The sequence below is a fragment of the Variovorax sp. GW822-FHT04A09 genome (assembly GCF_058801005.1).
Genome location: NZ_JBXAMV010000006.1, coordinates 252,081 through 271,425, shown reverse-complemented (window position 1 = coordinate 271,425; position 19,345 = coordinate 252,081). Strand labels below are relative to the sequence as shown.

The window sequence follows — 19,345 nt, the reverse complement described above, 5'->3', positions numbered from 1 at the left end:
GACATCCACCATGAAGTTCACCCGCCGTACCCTGCAAAGCGCTGCCGCATTGACCTTGCTGGGCGCCATCGCCGGAACGCCCGCCTTCGCGCAGGACAAGCCGAAGGTCGCGCTGGTCATGAAGTCGCTGGCCAACGAGTTCTTCCGCACCATGGAAGACGGCGCCAAGGCGCACCAGAAGGCCAACGCCGCGCAGTACACGCTGGTGGCCAACGGCATCAAGGACGAGACCGACACCGCCGCCCAGATCAAGATGGTCGAGCAGATGGTGGCGCAGAAGATCAACGCGCTGGTCATCGCGCCCGCCGATTCGAAGGCGCTGGTGCCGGTGATCAAGGCGGCCATCGACAAGGGCATCCTGGTCGTGAACATCGACAACCGGCTGGACGCCGACGCCCTGAAGGAAAAGGGCATCCAGGTGCCCTTCGTCGGCCCCGACAACCGCGCCGGCGCCAAGCTGGTGGGCGATGCGCTGGCCAAGGAGCTGAAGTCGGGCGACAAGGTCGGCATCATCGAAGGCGTGTCGACCACCTTCAATGCGCAGCAGCGCACGCTGGGCTACCAGGACGCCATGAAGGCCGGCGGCATGACCGTGGTCGGCGTGCAGTCGGGCCAGTGGGAAATCGACAAGGGCAACACCGTGGCCGCCGGCATGATGCGCGAGCACCCCGACCTGAAGGCCCTGCTGGCCGGCAACGACAGCATGGCGCTGGGCGCCGTGGCCGCCGTCAAGGCCGCGGGCAAGACCGGCAAGGTGCTGGTGGTGGGCTACGACAACATCGGCGCCATCAAGCCGATGCTGAAGGACGGCCGCGTGCTCGCCACCGCCGACCAGTTCGCCGCCAAGCAGGCGGTGTTCGGCATCGAGACCGCGCTGAAGGCCATCGCCGACAAGAAGAAGCAATCGGAAATGCCGGCCGAAGTGAAGACCGACGTGGTGCTCGTCACCAAATCCTCCAAGTAAGCCCTCCGCTCCCCTCAACAAGAAGAAGACTCCGTTTTGACTGCCGCCACCGACGCCGCCCTGCACCCGCCCTTACCCACCGCGGTGCTCTCTTTGAGCACCGTCGGCAAGGACTACGCGGCGCCGGTGCTCGACGGCGTTTCTCTCGAGCTGCGCGCCGGCGAGGTGCTGGCGCTCACGGGCGAGAACGGCGCGGGCAAGAGCACGCTGTCGAAGATCGTCTGCGGGCTGGTGCAGCCCACGCGCGGCGGCATGCTGCTCGATGGCCAGCCCTTCGCGCCGGCCTCGCGCCGCGATGCCGAGCGGCTGGGCGTGCGCATGGTCATGCAGGAACTCGGCCTCGTCACCACGCTGTCGGTGGCCGAGAACCTGCTGCTCGACCGCCTGCCGCACAAGAGCGGCTGGATCCGCCGCGCCACCCTGCACGAGCTGGCCGAGCGCCAGCTCGCCAAGATCGGCCTGGACGGCATTGACCCGGCCACGCCGGTGGCGCGGCTGGGCATCGGCCAGCAGCAGATGGTGGAGATTGCACGCAACCTGCAGGACGACACGCGCGTGCTGGTGCTCGACGAGCCCACCGCCATGCTCACGCCGCGCGAAACCGCGCACCTGTTCGAGCAGATCGAGCTGCTGAAGCTGCGCGGCGTGGCGATCGTCTACGTGTCGCACCGCCTCGAAGAACTGCAGCGCATCGCCGACCGCGTGGCGGTGCTGCGCGACGGCAAGCTGGTCGACGTGCGCGCCATGGCCGGCGTGCGCGAATCCGAACTGGTGCAGCGCATGGTCGGGCGCGCGGTGCACGAGCACGAAGGCCGCGCGCGCCGCGTGGCGGGCCCGGTGCTGCTGAGCGCACGCGGCATCGGCCGGGCGCAGGTGGTGCGCGACGTCGATCTCGAACTGCGCGCGGGCGAAGTCATGGGCCTGGCCGGCCTGGTCGGCTCGGGCCGCACCGAGCTCGTGCGGCTGCTGTTCGGCGCCGACCGCGCCGACCGCGGCGAGGTCGTGCTGCACGACGGCACCCCGGCCGCGCAGCCCGTGCGGCATGCGCGCAAGGGCTGGCGCTCGCCGATGCAGGCCATCCGCGCGGGCATCGGCCTCGTCACCGAAGACCGCAAGTCGCAGGGCCTGCTGCCCACGCAGCCGATCCGCGTCAACGCCACGCTGAGCGACCTCGGCGCGATCTCGCACGCCGGCTGGCTGCGCCGCGCCAAGGAACGGCAGATTGCGCGCCGGCTGGTCGAGCTGCTGCGCATCCGCTCGCGCAGCATCGAACAACCCGTGTCCACGCTCAGCGGCGGCAACCAGCAGAAGGTGGTGTTCGCGCGCTGGCTGCACCGCGAGTGCAAGGTGCTGCTGCTGGACGAACCCACGCGCGGCGTGGACGTGGGCGCGCGCGCCGACCTGTACGCCGAACTCGACCGCATGACCGACGCCGGCAAGGCGCTCCTGATGGTGTCCAGCGACCTGCGCGAGCTGATGGCCATGTGCGACCGCATCGGCGTGATGAGCGCTGGCCGGCTGGTCGCTGTGTTCGAGCGCGGCGAGTGGAGCGAACAGTCGCTGCTCGCCGCCGCCTTCAGCGACGCCACGGGCCGCGTGCCCGGCTCCCCGGCGGATTCCGCCCCTTCTTCCGCAGCCTCCGCCCCGACTTCCGCCGACGCCTGACGACCATGAACGCAGCCTCTCCCTCTTCTCCTGCTCCCGCCGCCGCCGGCAAGCCACCGTCCGCGCTCAAGGGCCAGCTCGGCACCTACCTGGGCCTGACGGTCGTGCTGCTGGGCATGATCGCGCTCTTCGGCTCGATGAGCGAATACTTCCTCACGCGCGAGACCTTCATCTCCATCGCCAACGAGATCCCGGCGCTGGCCGTGATGGCGGTGGGCATGACCTTCGTGCTGATCATCGCGGGCATCGACCTGTCGGTGGGCTCGGTGCTCGCACTGAGCGCGGCCGTCACAGCCGCCGCCATCCTCGAATGGAAACTCTCGGTGCCGCTGGCCGCCCTGCTGGGCCTGGCCACCGGCCTCATCTGCGGCACGGTGACGGGCGCGGTGTCGGTCGCCTGGCGGCTGCCCAGCTTCATCGTCTCGCTGGGCATGCTCGAGGCCGTGCGCGGCGGCGCCTACCTGGTCACCGACTCGCGCACGCAGTACGTGGGCGACGCCATCTCGGGCCTGGCCGCGCCGTGGATCGGCGGCATCTCGGCCGCCTTCGTGCTCGCCGTAGTGCTGGTGGCCGTGGGGCAGCTGGTGCTCACGCGCAGCGTGTTCGGCCGCCACGTGGTGGGCATCGGCACGAATGAAGAAGCCATGCGCCTGGCGGGCATCGACCCGCGGCCGATCCGCATCATCGTGTTCGCCGTCACCGGCCTCTTGGCCGGGCTCGCGGGCCTGATGCAGTCGGCCCGCCTCGAAGCGGCCGACCCGAACGCGGGCGTGGGCATCGAGCTGCAGGTGATCGCGGCCGTGGTCATCGGCGGCACCAGCCTCATGGGCGGGCGCGGCTCGGTGGTCAACACCTTCTTCGGCGTGCTGATCATCGCGGTGCTCGAGGCCGGCCTGGCGCAGGTGGGCGCGAGCGAACCGAGCAAGCGCATCATCACGGGCGCGGTGATCGTGGTGGCCGTCATCATCGACACCCTGCGCCAGCGCCGGGCCGATCGTCGACTGGCTTGAGCCTGAGCCACAAGGAACCCACACAACCATGGCCACCATCAAGGACGTCGCACTCCAGGCGGGCGTTTCCGTCACCACCGTGTCGCACGTCGTCAACGACACGCGCCACGTGAGCGCCAAGGTGCGCGAGCGCGTCGAGCTGGCGATCCGCGAACTGGGCTACGTGCCCAACGCGATGGCGCGCAGCCTCAAGAGCAACACCACCTCGACGCTGGGCATGCTCATTCCCAACAGCTCGAACCCCTACTTCGCCGAGATCGTGCGCATCGTGGAAGACCGCTGCTTCGGCGCCGGCTACACGCTGGTGCTGTGCAACACCGACGACGAGCCCCGGCGCCAGAGCGTGTACCTGCAGGTGCTGGCCGAGCGCCGCATCGACGGGCTCATCGTGGTGTCGACCGGCGCCGACGAGGACGACTCGCTCGCCACCCAGCTGCGCGGCCTGCGCATTCCCACCGTGCTGGTCGACCGCGAGATCGCCGACCCCGCCTGCGACCTGGTGGAAACCGCCCACATGCAAGGCGGCCTGCTCGCCGTGCGGCACCTGCTGTCGCTGGGCCACAAGCGCATCGCCTGCATCGGCGGGCCGCTGGGCGTGACCTCGAGCGAGCAGCGCATCGAAGGCTGGCGCATGGCGCTGGCGGAGACCGGCTCACCGCCGAACGCCGACGCGCTGCTGTGGCGCGGCGGCTTCACCAGCCAGGGCGGCTACGAGGCAATGCACGCCATCCTGCGCACCGAGCAGAAGCCCTCGGCCGTGTTCGTGTGCAACGACCTGATGGCCATCGGCGCGCTGCGCGCCGCGCATGAAAGCGGCGTGCGCGTGCCCGACGAACTCTCCATCGTGGGCTTCGACGACATCGAACTGTCGGCCTACACCAGCCCGCCGCTCACCACCGTGGCCCAGCCCAAGGAGCGCATCGGCGCGCTGGCGGTCGACATGCTGCTGGAGCGCATGGGCGGCAAGCGCCGCGACGCGCGCAAGGTCGTGCTGCAGCCCGAGCTGCGCGTGCGCGCCTCGACCGCGCGCCACGCGGGCTTTCGCGAAACCGGCGTGACCCCCGCCCCTTCCACCACCGCCACACCTTCCAAGTCCCGCACCTCGTGAGCCTTCAGCCTCTTTCTTCCTCCAAGGCACCGCGCATCGTGGTGCTCGGCAGCCTGAACATGGACATCGTGCTGCGCGTGCCGCACGCGCCGGCCGCGGGCGAAACCCTGCTGGGCCGCTCGATCGACGCCATCCCCGGCGGCAAGGGCGCCAACCAGGCCGTGAGCTGTGCACGCGAAGGCGCGCAGGTGCAGATGATCGGCTGCGTGGGCGACGACGCGCATGGCGCGGCCCTGCGCGATGCGCTCGCGCGCGACGGCATCGACACCGCCGCGCTGCGCACCGTGGCGGGCGAGCCGACCGGCACGGCGCTGATCCTCGTGGAAGACAGCGGCCAGAACCGCATCGTGATGATTCCCGGCGCCAACGCGCGCGTCGCCATCGACGAGACCTCGCTGACGCAGCAGGTGCAGGGCGCGGCCTTCCTCGTCGCGCAGTTCGAGACCCCGATGGACCAGGTGGCACGCGCCATCAACGTCGCGCACGACGCGGGCTGCGCGGTGATGCTCAACCCCTCGCCGGTGCAAGCCATCGCCGAGGCGCTCTGGCCCCGCATCGACACGCTGGTGGTCAACGAGATCGAGGCGCAGACCCTGTCGGGCCAGAACGCCGACAGCCCCGAAGAAGCAGCGCAGGCCGGCCAGGCGCTGCGCGCGCGCGGCATCGCCCGCGTGGTCGTGACGCTGGGTTCGCGCGGCGCCGTGGCGGTCGACGCCGACGGCGCGCGCCACCATCCCGCGCCGAAGGTGCAGGCGGTCGACACCACCGCCGCCGGCGACACCTTCCTGGGCGCGCTCGCCGTGGCGCTGGGCGAAGGCCAGTCCTTCGACGAGGCCGTGCGCCTGGGCATCCGCGCCGCGGCGCTGTGCATCCAGCAACCCGGCGCCCAACCCTCCATCCCGCTGCGCGACGCCGTGCTGCGCAGCCCCCTGCCCCCCGACTGGATCACGCTGTGAAACGCTCTCCCCTGCTGCACGCCGAACTCTCCCACGTGATCGCCTCGATGGGCCACGGCGACATGCTGGTGATCGGCGACGCCGGCCTGCCGATTCCCGACGGCCCGCGCCGCATCGACCTGGCCGTGGCACGCGGCGTGCCGGGGATCAGCGATGTGCTGAAGGCAGTGCTGTCCGAGATGCAGGTGGAAAGCGTGCTGATCGCGCGCGAGGCGCTGGAGCCCTTGCCCGCCGGCACGCTGCCCGCGTGGTGCGAAGGCCAACTGAGCGTGGTGCCGCAGGTCATCTCGCACGAAGAACTGAAGCGCGTGAGCGCGCGCGCCAAGGCCGTGGTGCGCACGGGCGAGTTCACGCCCTATGCCAATCTGGTACTGGTCGCAGGCGTCGTGTTCTGAAAATGGGTCTGGACGCATCGGTCCGCTGCAACTGCTGGGAGCGCGGCCTGACCCGGCCGACGTCCCTGGCATCGCGCATCGCCATCGACGAAGAGGGCTACCCCGCGCTGAAGGACGAGGACGACCCGGACTTCAGCGTGTTCTGGGAGTGGCTTCAAACATGCTGCGTCCACCCGAGCATGGAACAAGCCTGCGAGCACCTCGCGAACTGGTACGGCTATCGGGAGTTTCAGCACGCATTGCACCAGGCAGGCGGTGCCGAGCGCTTTCCGACGCTGTTCGACAACCTGCCAGAGGCGAATGGCGGTCTGGCACCCGCCGCCGTGGCACCGCGCATGCTCGCGGAGCTGTCGGATTTCGAACAGTCCGCGCGCTTCGGCCAACGCTTCGTGCTGTTGGACTCGACCTCTGGAGATGAACTGCGCAGTGCCTCAGCGTCGCACCAGTTTGTGCTGACGTCCGAACTGCGTCTGGGCGTCGATGCCGAGGGCTTCTTCGTCGTGTCGGGAGACGCCGAGGTGCTGTTTCGCAGCAAGCGCTTCACGCAGGCCCTGCTGGCGCCCGAAGGATCGGACCCGGTCAGGTCGGGCCCTGCGCTTTTGACCGATCTGGATTCAGGCAGGCGCTTTCGCTGCGCGCTTGCGATGCCCGGCTCCGCCATTGCCTGGCCAGACGGTCGCATGCAGAACGATGCCGGACAATTTCGCTCCAGCTACCCAACGGCGGTTCATTTCGAGAGGCGCGACCACACGAGTGCCGACTTCAGCTACATCGTCGAGCCGCTTCGAGTTTTGTGCAGCGCAGCCATCGAAACGGGAAATCCGATTCGCTGGTCGTAAAGACCACGGCGCTTACTCGAACCTGTAATTCGCGCCCACCACCTGCCCCACCTTCAGCATGTGCTCCACACCCTGCACCACGATGCAGTTCATGCCGAAGGTGATGCCGCCGTCCACGCGCGCGTCGGCGCGGTAGGTGCGCAGCATGTCGCCGACCTCGGGGCTGCTGAGCGCGGTGGCCGGGTCGATGTCGGGAATGGGGCAGCGCGTGCAGGGCTTGACCGGGCGCAGCTCGGCCTCGCCTTCGCCGGTGGTGACGTGCAGCGCGTCGACCCGGTCTTCGTCGTGCGACTCGATGCCGGCCAGCACGATGTTCGGGCGGAAGCGCTCGATGCCGACCGGATCGTGGCCGGCCGCCGCCAGGCGCTCGTTGAGCTCGGCGATCGAGCCTTCGCTGGCCACCAGCAGCGGGAAGCCGTCGGCGAACTGGTTCAGCGCCTCGACGCCGTCGGTCCACTTCAGGCTCGACAGGCGCTGGTGCTCGGGGTCGAAGCGCACCAGGCGCAGCGCCTGCGGCTTGCCGGGCTCGGAAAGAAAGTCGCTGAACCACTGGGCGGCGATGTCGCCCATGTCGTAGGCCGCCACTTCGTCCTTCCACACGCGCACGCGCACCGGCTGCTCGACGCGGTCGAAGGCCAGGTGCAGCGCCAGCATGCCGGGCGCGCGCAGCACGACCTCGGTGTGCTTCATCTGCGGCTGGATGAGCGCCATGCGCGGCAGCTGCCGCTGGGTGACGAACTCGCCCTGCGCATCGACCACCATCCAGGCGCGGTCGAACTCCAGGCCGGTTTCGGTGAGCAGCATCTCGTCGAGCTCGACGCCGGCGCACGACTTGACGGGGTACACGAACAGGCGGGCGATGGTGGCCTGGAGATCGAAAGCGGGCGGCTGCGACACGGTGGGGGTTCCTTTGAAATCGCTGGCCATTCTCCCGCATGAACGGGTATCGGCGCCCGCGCGCGAGGCAACTCCTACAATCATCCGATGGCCCTTTCCCCCGAAGTTTGTATCCGCGGCGCCGGCATCGTCGGCCGCACGCTGGCGCTGCTGCTGGCGCGCGAACGCGTGCGTGTCGCGCTCGTGGTGCCGCCGGCCCCTGCGGGCAAGGAAGACATCCGGGCGTACGCGCTCAACGCGGCGTCCCGCACCATGCTCGAATCGCTGCGCGCCTGGCCCGACACGGCCCATGCCACGCCGGTGCACGAGATGCAGGTGCACGGCGACGACGGCGGCCGCGTGCAGTTCAGCGCCGCGCGCCAGAAGGTCGAGGCGCTGGCCTGGATCGTCGACGTGCCCGCGCTCGAACAGCAACTGGCCGACGCGGTGCGCTTCCAGCCCCTGATCGACGTGGTGACCGAGCCCGTGGCCGCGCCGCTGACGGTGGTGTGCGAAGGCAAGGCCAGCGCCTCGCGCGCAGCGCTGGGCGTGAGCTACGAGGTCACGCGCTACCCGCAGCACGCCATTGCCGCACGGCTCGAAGCCGCGCACACGCACGACGGCATCGCGCGCCAGTGGTTCAACGACCGCGGCGAGGTGTTCGCCCTGCTGCCGCTGGGCGGCGTGCACGGCAAGACGCTGGCGCTGGTGTGGTCGGTCGACCAGCTGCGCGTGCCCGAGCTGGTCGCGCAGGGCGTCGACGAATTCAGCGCCGCCGTGAGCGAAGCCAGCCACGGCGAGCTGGGCTCGCTGCGGCTCACGAGCGAACGCGCCGTGTGGCCGCTGTCGCGCGCCATCGCCGACCGCTGGTCCGGCACGATGCCCGGCCAGCCCACCCAGTCGTGGGTGCTCGCGGGCGACGCCGCGCACACGGTGCATCCGCTGGCGGGCCAGGGCCTGAACCTCGGCCTGGCCGACGCGGCCGCGCTGGCCGACGTGATCCGCACCCGCGACTACTGGCGCAGCGTGGGCGACGCCCGGCTGCTGCGCCGCTACGAACGCGCCCGCCGCGCCGACGTGCTGCAGATGAGCCTGGCCACCGACGGATTGCAGCAACTTTTCTCGCACAACCTGGGTCCATTGCCTGCGTTGCGCAACTGGGGCATGCGCGGTTTCGACCGCACGCGCTTCGTGAAGCACTGGATCACCGCACAAGCCATGGGCCTGAAGGCCTGACGCCCCGCGCCCACCAGCCCTCCACCTTTTTCCCGAAACCTTCCCGATGACCTTCGTCCGCCACCTTCTCGTCGCCGCCTGCGCGCTGCTCACGCTCTCCACCGCCGGCGCGGGCGAGGCCGAGATCCGCAAGAACCTGCCGACGCACATTCCGCAGCTGCCGGCCATCGAGGAAGTCACCAAGACGCCCGTGCCGGGCCTGTACGAAGTGCGCGTCAACGGCAGCCAGATCCTGTACACCGACGAGCAAGGCGGCTACCTGCTGCAGGGCAGCCTGATCGACGCCAAGACCCGCCGCAACCTCACCGAAGAGCGCGTCGAGAAGCTCACCGCCGTCGCCTTCGACAAGCTGCCGCTGAAAGACGCCATCAAGATCGTGCGCGGCAACGGCAAGCGCAAGGTCGCGGTCTTCGAAGACCCGAACTGCGGCTACTGCAAGCGCTTCGAGAAGGACATGAAGAAGGTCGACAACGTGACCGTCTACATGTTCCTGTACCCCGTGCTCGGCCCCGATTCGACCGCCAAGTCGCGCGACATCTGGTGCAGCAAGGACCCGGGCAAGGCCTGGGCCGACTGGATGGAAGGCAACGTCAAGCCCGCCGCCGCCGCCACCAGCTGCAACGTGACGGCGCTGGAGCGCAACGTGGAGTTCGGCCGCAAGTACAACATCACCGGCACGCCCACGCTGATCTTCACCGACGGCAGCCGCGTCCCGGGCGCCATTCCCGCCGAGCAGGTCGAGAAGCAGCTCGCCGCCGCCAACTGATCCGATGGCGACGACCTCCGCTTCCCGGCGCGCAGCCATGGCCACCGCCGTACCCGCCGTGCATTGCCGCGTCGAGTGCGCCGACCTGCATGCGCGCCTGTTCGCCGTCACGCTGACCATCGCCGCGCCCGCCGCGCAGCAGCGCGTGGCGCTGCCGGTGTGGATTCCGGGCAGCTACCTCGTGCGCGAGTTCGCCAAGAACCTGCAGGGCCTGCGCGCCACGCAGGGCCGCCGCAAGCCGGTGCTGACGCAGCTCGACAAATGCAGCTGGCAGGTCGATTGCGTGCCAGGCCAGCCGCTGGTGCTGCACTACCAGGTGTGCGCCTACGACAACTCGGTGCGCACCGCCTGGCTCGACGCCACGCGCGGCTTCTTCAACGGCACCAGCGTCTGCCTGCGTGTCGAGGGCCAGACCGAGGCGCCACACGCGCTGGAAATCGTGCCGCCCGCGCTGCCGGCCGGCGCCGCGCGCTGGTCGTGCGCCACCGCGCTCGTGCCGACGAAGGCCGACAAGCACGGCTTCGGTAGCTACCGCGCCGCCGGCTACGACGAACTGGCCGACAGCCCGGTCGAGATGGGCGCCTTCTGGAGCGCCGAGTTCGACGCCTGCGGCGTGCCGCACCGCTTCGTGATCGCGGGCGCCGCGGCCTCGTTCGACGGCGAGCGCCTCATTGCCGACACCAAGGCCATCTGCGAAGCCGAGATCCGCTTCTGGCACGGCGACAAGGCCGGAAAGCGCGGCGGGCCGAAGCTGCCGATTGACCGCTACGTGTTCATGCTCAACGCGGTGGACGACGGCTACGGCGGGCTCGAGCACCGCCATTCCACCGCGCTCATCTGCAACCGCCGCGACCTGCCGCTGCGCGGCGAAAAGAAGAAGCAGCCCGAGGGCTACACCACGCTGCTGGGCCTCATCAGCCACGAGTACTTCCACACCTGGAACGTCAAGCGCATGCGCCCGGCGGAGTTCGCCAGCTACGACTACAGCCGCGAGAACTACACGCAGCTGTTGTGGTTCTTCGAAGGCTTCACGAGCTACTACGACGACCTGCTGCTGCGCCGCGCCGGCCGCATCGACGACGCCGCGTACCTGCGCCTGCTCAACAAGACCATCAACCAGGTGCTGCAGACGCCCGGCCGGCTGGTGCAGCCGGTGGCCGACGCGAGCTTCGACGCCTGGGTCAAGTACTACCGCCAGGACGAGCAGACGCCCAACAGCACCGTCAGCTACTACACCAAGGGCGCGCTGGTGGCGCTGTGCTTCGACCTCACGCTGCGCCAGGAAGGCAAGGGCACGCTCGACGACGTGATGCGCCACCTCTGGACGCAAGGCAACGGCGGCCCGATCAGCGAGGCCGACATCGCCGCCGCGCTCGAAGCCGTGGGCGGACGCTCGTACGCCCCTGAACTCGCGCGCTGGGTGCACTCGACCGACGAACTCCCGCTGGCCGACCTGCTGCGCGCGCACGGCGTGGCCACGCTCGACGACCCGTCGCAACCCGCGCAGGCGCTCGGCCTGCGCGTGGCCGAAGCCGGCGGCAGCGTGCAGATCAAGGTGGTGCTGCGCGGCGGCGCCGCCGAGAAGGCCGGCTTCTCGGCCAACGACGAATGGCTCGGCATCGAGCTGCCGGCCGTCGGTGGCCGCAAGGGCGCGGCGCAACCCGCGCAAGCCTGGCGCCTCACCAAGCTCGACGACCTGGCGCTGTACCTCGGTGATGCCACCAAGTGCACCGCCCTCGTCGCGCGCGACCGCCGGCTGCTGCGCCTGCCGCTCACGCTGCCGACGGGCTCGACCACGTGGCGGCTGTTCTCGCACGACGCGGCCAAGATCACGGCCTGGCTCGCCGCCAAGCCTTGATTTCTTCCGTTCAGGCCGGGTGATCGACGGCCGCCGCCAGCGGCGGCCGCACGAACAGCATCGGCTGCGGCTCGCCCACCAGCACGCAGGGCTTGCCCGTGCGGCGGCAGTGGTCCTGCACGCGCCAGTAGGCACCATGGCTCACGCAACCGGTCTGGCAGATCACGAGGTCGGCGGCGCGCAGGCCCGCCTCGAGCGCCGCGGGGTCGTCGGCCTCGTCGCCGCCGTCGTGGTGCAGGTAATGGCCGCCGGCAATCTCCACGAGCTGGCGCGCCAGCGAAGGCGCCTCGGGTGCCGCTTCCGAACGGCCGACGCACAGCACCGACTTGGCCCGCAGGTCGGCCGGCACCTGCGGCCCCGGCGGCAAGGCATGGTGGCGCCGGCCGCCCGGCGCCAGCAGCGCATGCAGGCGCTGGGGCAAGGCGCTGCCTTTGGCGGCGCGCGCCGCCAGTTCCTCGCGCACGATGGCAATCGCCGAGTCGCGCGCCACCAGCGCGCCGCGCAGCCGCACGACCTGCGCCTCGAGCCGCTCGACCCGGGCGGCCTGCTCCATCAGCAGGCGCGAGCAACGCTCCTGCACCCGGGCATAGGCCCGCAGCAACACGGCATGTTCTTGCATCGGGAAGTCCATGGCGGCCATTCTAGATGAGAACAATTCTCAAATGAAACACCCGCGCGTCAGCGGGCCCGAAGCCTGGCTGGGTATAGTGGGACGCGTTTTTTTCCCCACCTCCCCCGGAGACAGCGACACCATGAGCTACGAAAACATCGACGTGCGGACCGAAGCAGGCAAGGTCGGCATCATCACCCTCAATCGCCCCAAGGCCCTCAATGCGCTGAACGACGCGCTGATGACCGAGCTGGGCCAGGCGCTCAAGGCCTTCGACGCCGACGACGCCATCGGCTGCATCATCCTCACGGGCAGCGAGCGCGCCTTCGCGGCCGGCGCCGACATCGCGGCGATGGCCAAGTACAGCTTCATCGACACCTACAAGGGCGACTACATCACGCGCAACTGGGAAACCATCCGCTCGATCCGCAAGCCCGTCATCGCGGCCGTGAGCGGTTTCGCACTGGGCGGCGGCTGCGAACTCGCGATGATGTGCGACTTCATCATCGCGGCCGACAACGCCAAGTTCGGCCAGCCCGAAATCAAGATCGGCGTGATCCCCGGCGCCGGCGGCACGCAGCGCCTGCCGCGCGCGGTGGGCAAGAGCAAGGCCATGGACATGGCGCTCACCGCCCGCATGATGGACGCCGCCGAAGCCGAGCGCGCGGGCCTCGTGAGCCGCGTGGTGCCCTATGAGAAGCTGGCCGACGAAGCGCTGGGCGCCGCGCTGATCATCGCGGGCTTCTCGCAGATCGCCGTGATGGCGGCCAAGGAATCGGTCAACCGCGCGTTCGAGAGCGGCCTGAGCGACGGCGTGATGTTCGAACGCCGCCTGTTCCACGCGCTGTTCGCCACGCAGGACCAGAAGGAAGGCATGGACGCCTTCCTGGCCAAGCGCCAGCCGGATTTCAAGAACGCCTGATCCGCTGATACGCGGGCCCGGCGGCCGCAGCAGCGGTTGCCGTCAGCGGGCTCGCGACAGCGCCGTGCGCAGCGCCTCGAGCGCCTGCGCCGGCGGCGTGCCGATGGATGCGGGGCCGCCCGGCTGCGGCGTCCACCGCACCTGGTCACCCGCGATCTCGAGCACGGCCAGCAACGCGCCGTCGCGTCGCAGTTCGATGCGCGCCTCGACCGGCGCACCCAGTTCCCCGCCCGACACGGTGGCCGCGCGCGCCACGGTGTTCACCAGCGCCGCGAGGCCTTCAGTGTCGCCGCGCGCCTGGCGCGTGGTGGCGCCGGCGCGCGTGAGGTCGAGGGCGGTCCAGCGGTCCAGTGCGGTGAAGCCGCCGCTCGCCACGGCTTCGGTGGCTGCACGCGGCGCCGCCTTGGCGGCGGCCGACGGAGCCGGTGCGGCTTGCACGGGAGCGGCGCGGCGCTGCATGCCGGCGACATTCGCGCTGGCACCGCCTTGCGCGGCGAGCGATGGCGCCGTGTCTGCGGACTCGCGCTGCATCGGCGCTGGCGCTGCAGGCGCTGCAGGTGCTACGGCCGGCGCCGACGGTGCGGCTGCGTAGGGCATCGGACTCTGACCGACATCGGCCATGGGCGGCGCGGCCGGCATGGGCGCAGATGCGATGGCCGGCGCAGCAGGTGCAGTCACGGGCGCCGGGGCTTGCACCACCGGGGCCGCGGGCGCCGCCTTTTCCATCGCCCGTGCTTCATCCTTCTGGACCGACGCCGCCGCAGGGGCTTCGCGCCGCCGCGACGCTTCACGCGTGTCCTGCGTCTCGCGCTGCTTCAGGGCTTCTTTCGCATCGCGCGCCGCTTCGCTGCGCTGCGCTGCGGGCGGCGCCGTGTCCGCCGTTGCGGCCGGTTCAGCGGCGGGCGCAGGTGCCGCGGCGACTGCCGGCGCCTCAGCCGATTGCGCAGGCGGTGCCGACGCCGGCGCGGGCGCCCCGGCCACTTGCGCCTCGCCATCGAGCCGCGCGTCGGGCACCGGCTCGCGATGCCACAGCACGGTGACGAAGGTCGCCACGAGCACGGTCGCGAAGGCTGCGTTCCATGGCATGCGCGAGCGGGGGCTGCCGCCGCCGAACAGGCGGCACCACCACGGCGCGGCCTGAACCGCAGGCCCGGCCGCCGGCGCGGAAGCCGCGGCGAGGTTGTGCGCCATCTTCAGGATCGCCTCGCGCGTGTGGGCCGCAGGCACGGCGTCACGATCAGGCGCGTGGTCCAGCGCGCGACGCAGCCGCGGGTCGTGCAGGTCGTCGTCGTCCATGCCGGTGCTCATGCTCGCTGCTCCAGCACCGACAGGTAGCGTTCCATGCAGCCGCGCAGCTTCTGCAGCCCGTAGCGCAGACGGCTGCGCACGGTCTCGAAGCCGATCTCCAGCCGGGCCGCGAGCGCGTCGACGGTGAGGCCGTCTTCATGGTGCAAGAGAAAAGCGGCGCGCTGCTCGGCCGGCAGTTCGTCCAGGCAGGCCAGCAGCCGACGCCCGGCGGCGCGCCAGAACGCCAGCTCTTCGGCCGACGGGTGCGCCGACAAGTCGGTGGCCCCGTGCACGCCGCGGTCAAGCGCGGGCACGGCGTCGCCGTCGTCGTCGGTCGCATGGCCATCGAGCGTCACCTCGCGCCCGCTCACGCGCAGGCGGTCCATCGCGAGGTTGTGCGCGATGGTGAAGGCCCAGGTGCGCCAGGTGGCGCCCTGCGGCGAGAAGCTGTCGCGCGCCGAAATGATCCGCACCCAGGTGTCCTGGAACACCTCGTCGGCCTGCGCGGCCAGCCGCGCGCCGAGCAGGCGCTTGACGAAGCGGAACAGGCCGCCTTCGTGGCGCGCATAGAGCACGTCGAAGGCGGCGGCGTCGCCGTGGGCGTAGGCCAGCATCAACTGATCGTCGGGCATGGCGTCGCGCTCGGTGGCGGTGCGGGCAGCAGCAGAAGGGGCGCGTGGCAGCGCAGACATCGCAGGATTGTCACCCGAGCTTGTACGGCGCACGGCGGCGATCGGGGTTAGGTCGAAACGCGATCCGACGCATTCGATCGCAGAAAAATCGACCTGAAAACACCGGGAGTTGAACTGGGCCCAAAGCCTGGGCTATAATTTTGGGCTCGGTGCTGAATTGCACTGACGGCTCTTTAGCTCAGTCGGTTAGAGCGATGGAATCATAATCCACAGGTCCGCGGTTCGAGTCCGTGAAGAGCCACCAACACAGCCTCCCCGCCCCGGCGGAACGGCTCAAAAAGCCCTAAGTTTTCAACGACTTAGGGCTTTTTTCGTTCAGGCGTCCGGTGCCGTCTCGCCCACCGGCACCCGGTCCAGCCGGAACGCCTCGGGCTCGCAGTGCACCAGGCGCCAGCCGTGGGCGCCGTGCAGCTGCAGTTCGTCCACCACGTCCGTCAGGGTGCCGATGAGTTCGTTGCCCCAGAACCTGCGCGCGCCGCGCACGGGGTTGAGCATCTGCCGCAGCCGCGGAATCGACAGCACGCGTTCGGCGTTGAAGAAGAACTCCAGCGCGAGGTCGAAGGTGACCGGGTCGACGCGCTGCGTGCGGCCCGCGAAGCTCACGCTGCGGTCCATCGGCTGGAAGCTGTAGGCGCCCCACACGAGCGGCGTTGGCATCGCGCACGCCAGGCCGCGCGTTCGGAGCGACAGCAGGATGGAGCGATAGAAGTCGTCGAACGCCGGTGCCGCCGCAGGCGGGCGCCCCCGCAGGTGCCGCGTGGGCGCGGGCGCCTCCTGCGCCAGTGGCACGACCTTCGTCCCCATCAACGACAGCACGTCCGGCGCCTCTTCGCTCGCCGCCTCGGGCACGTCGGCCAGGAACAGCAGGTTCAGGCGGTCGCCCAGCGTCGCCAGTTCGTCGATGCTGGTGAAGACCAGCGGCGCCACGCCCAGCGCGCGCAGCACGCGCCGCGCGTACTCGCGCTCGCGCAGCGCATGGCCGAGCACGCCGATGCGGCGGGCGGGGCGCGCCAGGGGCTCCGAGGGTGCGGCGAAGAAGCGGCTCATGCGGGCGCCCCTTCACAGTCCGCTGCGGCAACAACATGCCCGAGGCAATGCTTTCGGGGGCTCGGGCCGCGGTTCGCGACCCCGGTGATCAGGACCGGCATGGGTGCTCGAAATTCTCAAAAGAATGAATGAAGCCGCGTCCGCTGCGCCCGCGCTTCATGCCGCATGCGATGCAGCACAAGGCAGCGGGCCCACTGAGGCAACCCGGCGCTCACCCATCCTAGGAAGGCCCGCACGGCCCGTACATAGGACTGTTCCGAAAAGCCCCGCCTTTCGCGCCCCTCAGAGCACCTTTGCGCCGCGCAGCCAGTCCAGCAACATGGCCGAGTCGGCGCGCATGCGCAGGTCGGCCGCCTCGGCGTCGAAGCGCGTCGTCACCTGGGCCGACTGGTTGTTGTAGTGGTCGCTCTCGGCGGTGAGCACGTCCAGCAGCGTGCGCTTGCCCAGGTGGTACCACTGCTCGTAGAAGATCTTGCGCACGCGGTCGGTTTCCTGGATCAGCTCGGTGTACTCGCCGGCACGGCTGGCCGCCGCGTCGCGCTGCTCGGCCGAGGTGCGCAGCCGGTAGGCCAGGTCGCGTGCCGAGGCCTCGGCCTTTTCCTCGCCGGCCGCCGCGCGCTCGAAGGCCGCGCGTTCCGACGCACGCCCCGAGCCGCCCTGGAAGGCGTTCCACTGCAGCGACAGGCCCGTGGACCACGGTTGCTTGTTGCCCGCCGAATCTTCCTGTGTGCTCTTGCCGACCACCCAGTTCAGCTGCGGCAGGCGCCCCGCCTTCACCGACTCCGCATACAGGCCCGCGGCCTTCGCCTCGGCCCGCGCCTGCTGCATGGCCGGATGCTCGGCGCCCGCAATCAGGGCGTCCTGCAGCGCGACCGGACGGATTTCCCACGCCAGGTCGGCCGGCCACTGCACCTCTTCGCCGACCAGCTTCACGAGGCTGACCTGCACTTCGCGCAGCTTGGCCACGATGGCGTCGCGGCCGGTCACGGCCTGCAGGCGGCGTGCGCGCGCCTGCGTGAGTTCGCTGGCGCGGCCGCGGTCGCTCTGCACGATCTGGCTCAGCATGTCGACCAGTTCTTCCATGCGCTTGACATAGCCCTGGCTGGCCTCGAGCGCCGCCTGGTGGCGCCGCTGTTCGAGCAGCGCCGACACGGTGTCGTAGGCGATCTTCTGGCGCACCTGCTGCGCCGCCTGGTAGGCCGCCTTCGAGGTCTCGGTGCGGCTGTCGATGGTGGCGCTCAGGCGCCCCCAGTCGTACACCGGCGTGGTGATCGCGAGGTTGCCCGTCGCGCTGCGCGTGCCGCTGTTGGCGCCGCCGCCGAAGGTGGCGGACGGCGACGACACGCCCACCTGCACCTGCGGCCAACGCTGGCCCTTGGCCTGGTCGATGTCGTACTCGGCGGCCTTCCAGTTGGCCTGCGCCTCGCGCGCCTCGGCGCTGAGCTCGAGCGCCTTGCGCACGTTCTCGTCGAGGTAGGCGCGCAGGCGCTCGCCCGCGTCGGCGCTGAGGCCCATCGCGGAGGCGGACGCCGCCACCTTGCGCATCTGGAACGGCGGCGGCGATGCGGCCACGAACGGCGCAGGCATGGCCACCGGCGCCACGGCAACGGACACGGCCGGTGCTGCAGCCAACCGCCGCGCCACCTTCAGCGCCGGCGCCTCGTCCTGCGACGCATGCGCCACCGACGCGCCGGCGCCAAGCAGCATCGACACCGACAGCAGCGCGCACACGCCCGGCTGCATGGATTTGTTCTTCTTCGTTTTCATGATGACTTCGACTCCTGCTCAGCGTTCGCGAAACGCTTCGCGTGCCTTGAGCACCGGCTTCAGCAGGTAGCTCAGGACTGATTTCTCGCCCGTGCGGATCTCGACCGTGGCGGTCATGCCGGGAATGATGGGGAACTCCTTGTCGCCCGCGCTCAAGGAGGCTTTGTCCGTGCGCACCAGCAGCCGGTAGTACGAGGTGTCGCCGCGCGCGCCCTGACGCGCCTTCTCGTCGTCCTTCAGCGTGTCGGGGCTCAGGTGCTCCACCGTGCCGGTGAGGCCGCCGTAGATGCCGTAGTCGTAGGCCGAGATCTTCACGGTGGCCGGCAGCGTCGGGCGGATGAAGGCCACGTCCGAGGGCTTGATCTTGGCTTCCACCAGCAGCTGGTCTTCCAGCGGCACGATCTCCATGATGTCCGCGCCCTGCTGGATCACGCCGCCGATGGTGTTCACGCGGATGTTCTTCACGGTGCCCTTCACGGGCGCCTTGATGGTGGTGCGCTTCATCACGTCCTCGCGCGCGCCCATGTTCTCCTTGGCCTGCGCCAGCTCGCCCTCGAAGCGCGTGAGCTCGGCGTTGGCCTCGGCGCGGTACTTGTTCTGGCGCTCGGCGATCTGCAGGCGGAACTCGTTGGCCTGGCGCTTCATGCGCAAGACCTCCACCTCCGACATGAGGCCGCGCGCCGACAGCGGCTCCGACAGCGAGATCTCGCGCTCGGCCAGCTGCAGGCTTCGGTTCAGCGCGCCCACACTCTCGTTGAGCGTCTGGCGGCGTGCGTTGTAGGCCTGCGTCTCGTCGCGCACGATCGAATCCACGCCCTGCACGTCCGGCGGAAACGCCAGCGGCTGCGCATAGGCTTCGGCGCGCAGCCGAGCAATGGAGCCCTTCAGCGCCTGCACCTTCGAGAGCCCTTCGCGGTACGACGCACCCGCGCGCGTCGGGTCGATCTCGAGCAGGATCTGCCCGCGCTCGACCACATCGCCTTCGTGCACGTTCATCTCTTCCAGGATGCCGCCTTCCAGGCTCTGGATGATCTGCTCGCGGCTGGCCGGAATCACGCGGCCTTCGCCCTGCGTGATCTCTTCCACCTTGGCAAAGTGCGCCCACACGCCGCCGACCACGAGGATCGTCGCGATGAGGTACAGCACCGCCAGGCTGCCCGGCGTCTTCTGCACCAGCATCGCCTCGCGCAGGTCCTTCACGAAGGGAGAGTCTTCGTGGCGTGCCTGGCCGCTCGGGCCCGGGCGCTTCGCGGGCAGCTTCGCCACGGGGGCCGGCACCTTCACCGGCAAGGCCGCGCCGGGCATGGGCCCCGCGGTGGTTTCAGTCGTGTTCATGGCATCGTTTCC

General features: G+C 70.1%; 18 protein-coding genes and 1 tRNA gene. 12 read left to right on the top strand and 7 right to left on the bottom strand.

What is annotated here, in order from left to right:
• The first annotated feature begins 10 nt into the window (after positions 1-10).
• Genes AC1RLW_RS26835 through AC1RLW_RS26805 form a run of 7 tightly spaced genes read left to right on the top strand, consistent with a single transcriptional unit; the run spans position 11 to position 6,937 of the window.
• A complete protein-coding gene (locus AC1RLW_RS26835; RefSeq protein ID WP_062479141.1) occupies positions 11-964 on the top strand; it encodes a sugar ABC transporter substrate-binding protein in 954 nt (317 codons plus the stop codon).
• Positions 965-1,000: 36 nt separating this feature from the next.
• Positions 1,001-2,629: a sugar ABC transporter ATP-binding protein gene (locus tag AC1RLW_RS26830; RefSeq protein WP_493195729.1), complete on the top strand. Its 1,629-nt coding sequence runs from the start codon at positions 1,001-1,003 to the stop codon at positions 2,627-2,629.
• 5 nt (positions 2,630-2,634) lie between these two features.
• Positions 2,635-3,639, top strand: a complete 1,005-nt coding sequence (locus AC1RLW_RS26825) for an ABC transporter permease (RefSeq protein ID WP_493195728.1) — start codon at positions 2,635-2,637, stop codon at positions 3,637-3,639.
• Positions 3,640-3,667: 28 nt separating this feature from the next.
• Positions 3,668-4,747, top strand: coding sequence for a LacI family DNA-binding transcriptional regulator (locus AC1RLW_RS26820; protein ID WP_062482006.1), 1,080 nt, complete (start codon positions 3,668-3,670; stop codon positions 4,745-4,747).
• Entirely contained in the window at positions 4,744-5,703 is a 960-nt protein-coding gene (gene rbsK, locus AC1RLW_RS26815) for a ribokinase (RefSeq protein WP_493195727.1), read from the top strand. Before AC1RLW_RS26820 ends, rbsK begins: the two co-directional genes overlap by 4 nt.
• Positions 5,700-6,098: a D-ribose pyranase gene (gene rbsD, locus AC1RLW_RS26810; RefSeq protein WP_493195726.1), complete on the top strand. Its 399-nt coding sequence runs from the start codon at positions 5,700-5,702 to the stop codon at positions 6,096-6,098. The genes rbsK and rbsD overlap by 4 nt, the downstream gene beginning before the upstream one ends.
• A 2-nt stretch (positions 6,099-6,100) precedes the next feature.
• A complete protein-coding gene (locus AC1RLW_RS26805) occupies positions 6,101-6,937 on the top strand; it encodes a hypothetical protein (RefSeq protein ID WP_493195725.1) in 837 nt (278 codons plus the stop codon).
• A gap of 12 nt (positions 6,938-6,949) precedes the next feature.
• Here the strand turns inward: AC1RLW_RS26805 and AC1RLW_RS26800 are convergent, their stop codons facing one another.
• Positions 6,950-7,864 carry an MOSC domain-containing protein gene (locus AC1RLW_RS26800; protein WP_493195724.1) on the bottom strand — a complete coding sequence of 305 codons (915 nt, stop codon included), beginning with the start codon at positions 7,862-7,864 and terminating at the stop codon, positions 6,950-6,952.
• Positions 7,865-7,921: 57 nt separating this feature from the next.
• On the opposite strand from AC1RLW_RS26800, the gene AC1RLW_RS26795 reads away from it, so the two are divergent.
• Genes AC1RLW_RS26795 through AC1RLW_RS26785 form a run of 3 tightly spaced genes read left to right on the top strand, consistent with a single transcriptional unit; the run spans position 7,922 to position 11,673 of the window.
• Complete coding sequence (locus AC1RLW_RS26795; protein WP_493195723.1) at positions 7,922-9,049, top strand: FAD-dependent monooxygenase; 1,128 nt, start codon at positions 7,922-7,924, stop codon at positions 9,047-9,049.
• A 46-nt stretch (positions 9,050-9,095) separates the two neighbouring features.
• The gene (locus AC1RLW_RS26790) at positions 9,096-9,815 is read left to right on the top strand and encodes a DsbC family protein (RefSeq protein WP_493195722.1); all 720 of its coding nucleotides are present in this window, start codon (positions 9,096-9,098) and stop codon (positions 9,813-9,815) included.
• A 4-nt stretch (positions 9,816-9,819) separates the two neighbouring features.
• Complete coding sequence (locus AC1RLW_RS26785; RefSeq protein WP_493195721.1) at positions 9,820-11,673, top strand: M61 family metallopeptidase; 1,854 nt, start codon at positions 9,820-9,822, stop codon at positions 11,671-11,673.
• 10 nt (positions 11,674-11,683) lie between these two features.
• On the opposite strand, the gene AC1RLW_RS26780 is transcribed toward AC1RLW_RS26785, so the two are convergent.
• Positions 11,684-12,292, bottom strand: coding sequence for a DUF2325 domain-containing protein (locus AC1RLW_RS26780; protein WP_493195720.1), 609 nt, complete (start codon positions 12,290-12,292; stop codon positions 11,684-11,686).
• A gap of 133 nt (positions 12,293-12,425) precedes the next feature.
• Here AC1RLW_RS26780 and AC1RLW_RS26775 point away from each other — a divergent pair, with 133 nt between their 5' ends.
• Complete coding sequence (locus AC1RLW_RS26775) at positions 12,426-13,205, top strand: enoyl-CoA hydratase (protein WP_159272885.1); 780 nt, start codon at positions 12,426-12,428, stop codon at positions 13,203-13,205.
• A gap of 42 nt (positions 13,206-13,247) precedes the next feature.
• Here the strand turns inward: AC1RLW_RS26775 and AC1RLW_RS26770 are convergent, their stop codons facing one another.
• Both AC1RLW_RS26770 and AC1RLW_RS26765 read right to left on the bottom strand, forming a co-directional pair.
• Positions 13,248-14,513 (bottom strand): hypothetical protein, encoded by a 1,266-nt coding sequence (locus AC1RLW_RS26770; protein WP_493195719.1) that lies wholly within the window; start codon positions 14,511-14,513, stop codon positions 13,248-13,250.
• The gene (locus AC1RLW_RS26765) at positions 14,510-15,184 is read right to left on the bottom strand and encodes a sigma-70 family RNA polymerase sigma factor (RefSeq protein ID WP_062475124.1); all 675 of its coding nucleotides are present in this window, start codon (positions 15,182-15,184) and stop codon (positions 14,510-14,512) included. The genes AC1RLW_RS26770 and AC1RLW_RS26765 overlap by 4 nt, the downstream gene beginning before the upstream one ends.
• A gap of 167 nt (positions 15,185-15,351) precedes the next feature.
• Here AC1RLW_RS26765 and AC1RLW_RS26760 point away from each other — a divergent pair.
• Positions 15,352-15,428 (top strand) — tRNA-Met (locus AC1RLW_RS26760).
• A gap of 71 nt (positions 15,429-15,499) precedes the next feature.
• Here AC1RLW_RS26760 and AC1RLW_RS26755 read toward each other — a convergent pair.
• From AC1RLW_RS26755 to AC1RLW_RS26745, 3 genes are all read right to left on the bottom strand, one after another.
• On the bottom strand, positions 15,500-16,231 hold the full coding sequence (locus tag AC1RLW_RS26755; RefSeq protein WP_493195718.1) for a hypothetical protein: 732 nt from the start codon (positions 16,229-16,231) through the stop codon (positions 15,500-15,502).
• Between the two features lie 282 nt (positions 16,232-16,513).
• Positions 16,514-17,998: a TolC family protein gene (locus AC1RLW_RS26750; RefSeq protein ID WP_493195717.1), complete on the bottom strand. Its 1,485-nt coding sequence runs from the start codon at positions 17,996-17,998 to the stop codon at positions 16,514-16,516.
• Between the two features lie 18 nt (positions 17,999-18,016).
• Complete coding sequence (locus AC1RLW_RS26745; protein ID WP_493195716.1) at positions 18,017-19,333, bottom strand: HlyD family type I secretion periplasmic adaptor subunit; 1,317 nt, start codon at positions 19,331-19,333, stop codon at positions 18,017-18,019.
• Positions 19,334-19,345 lie beyond the last annotated feature (12 nt).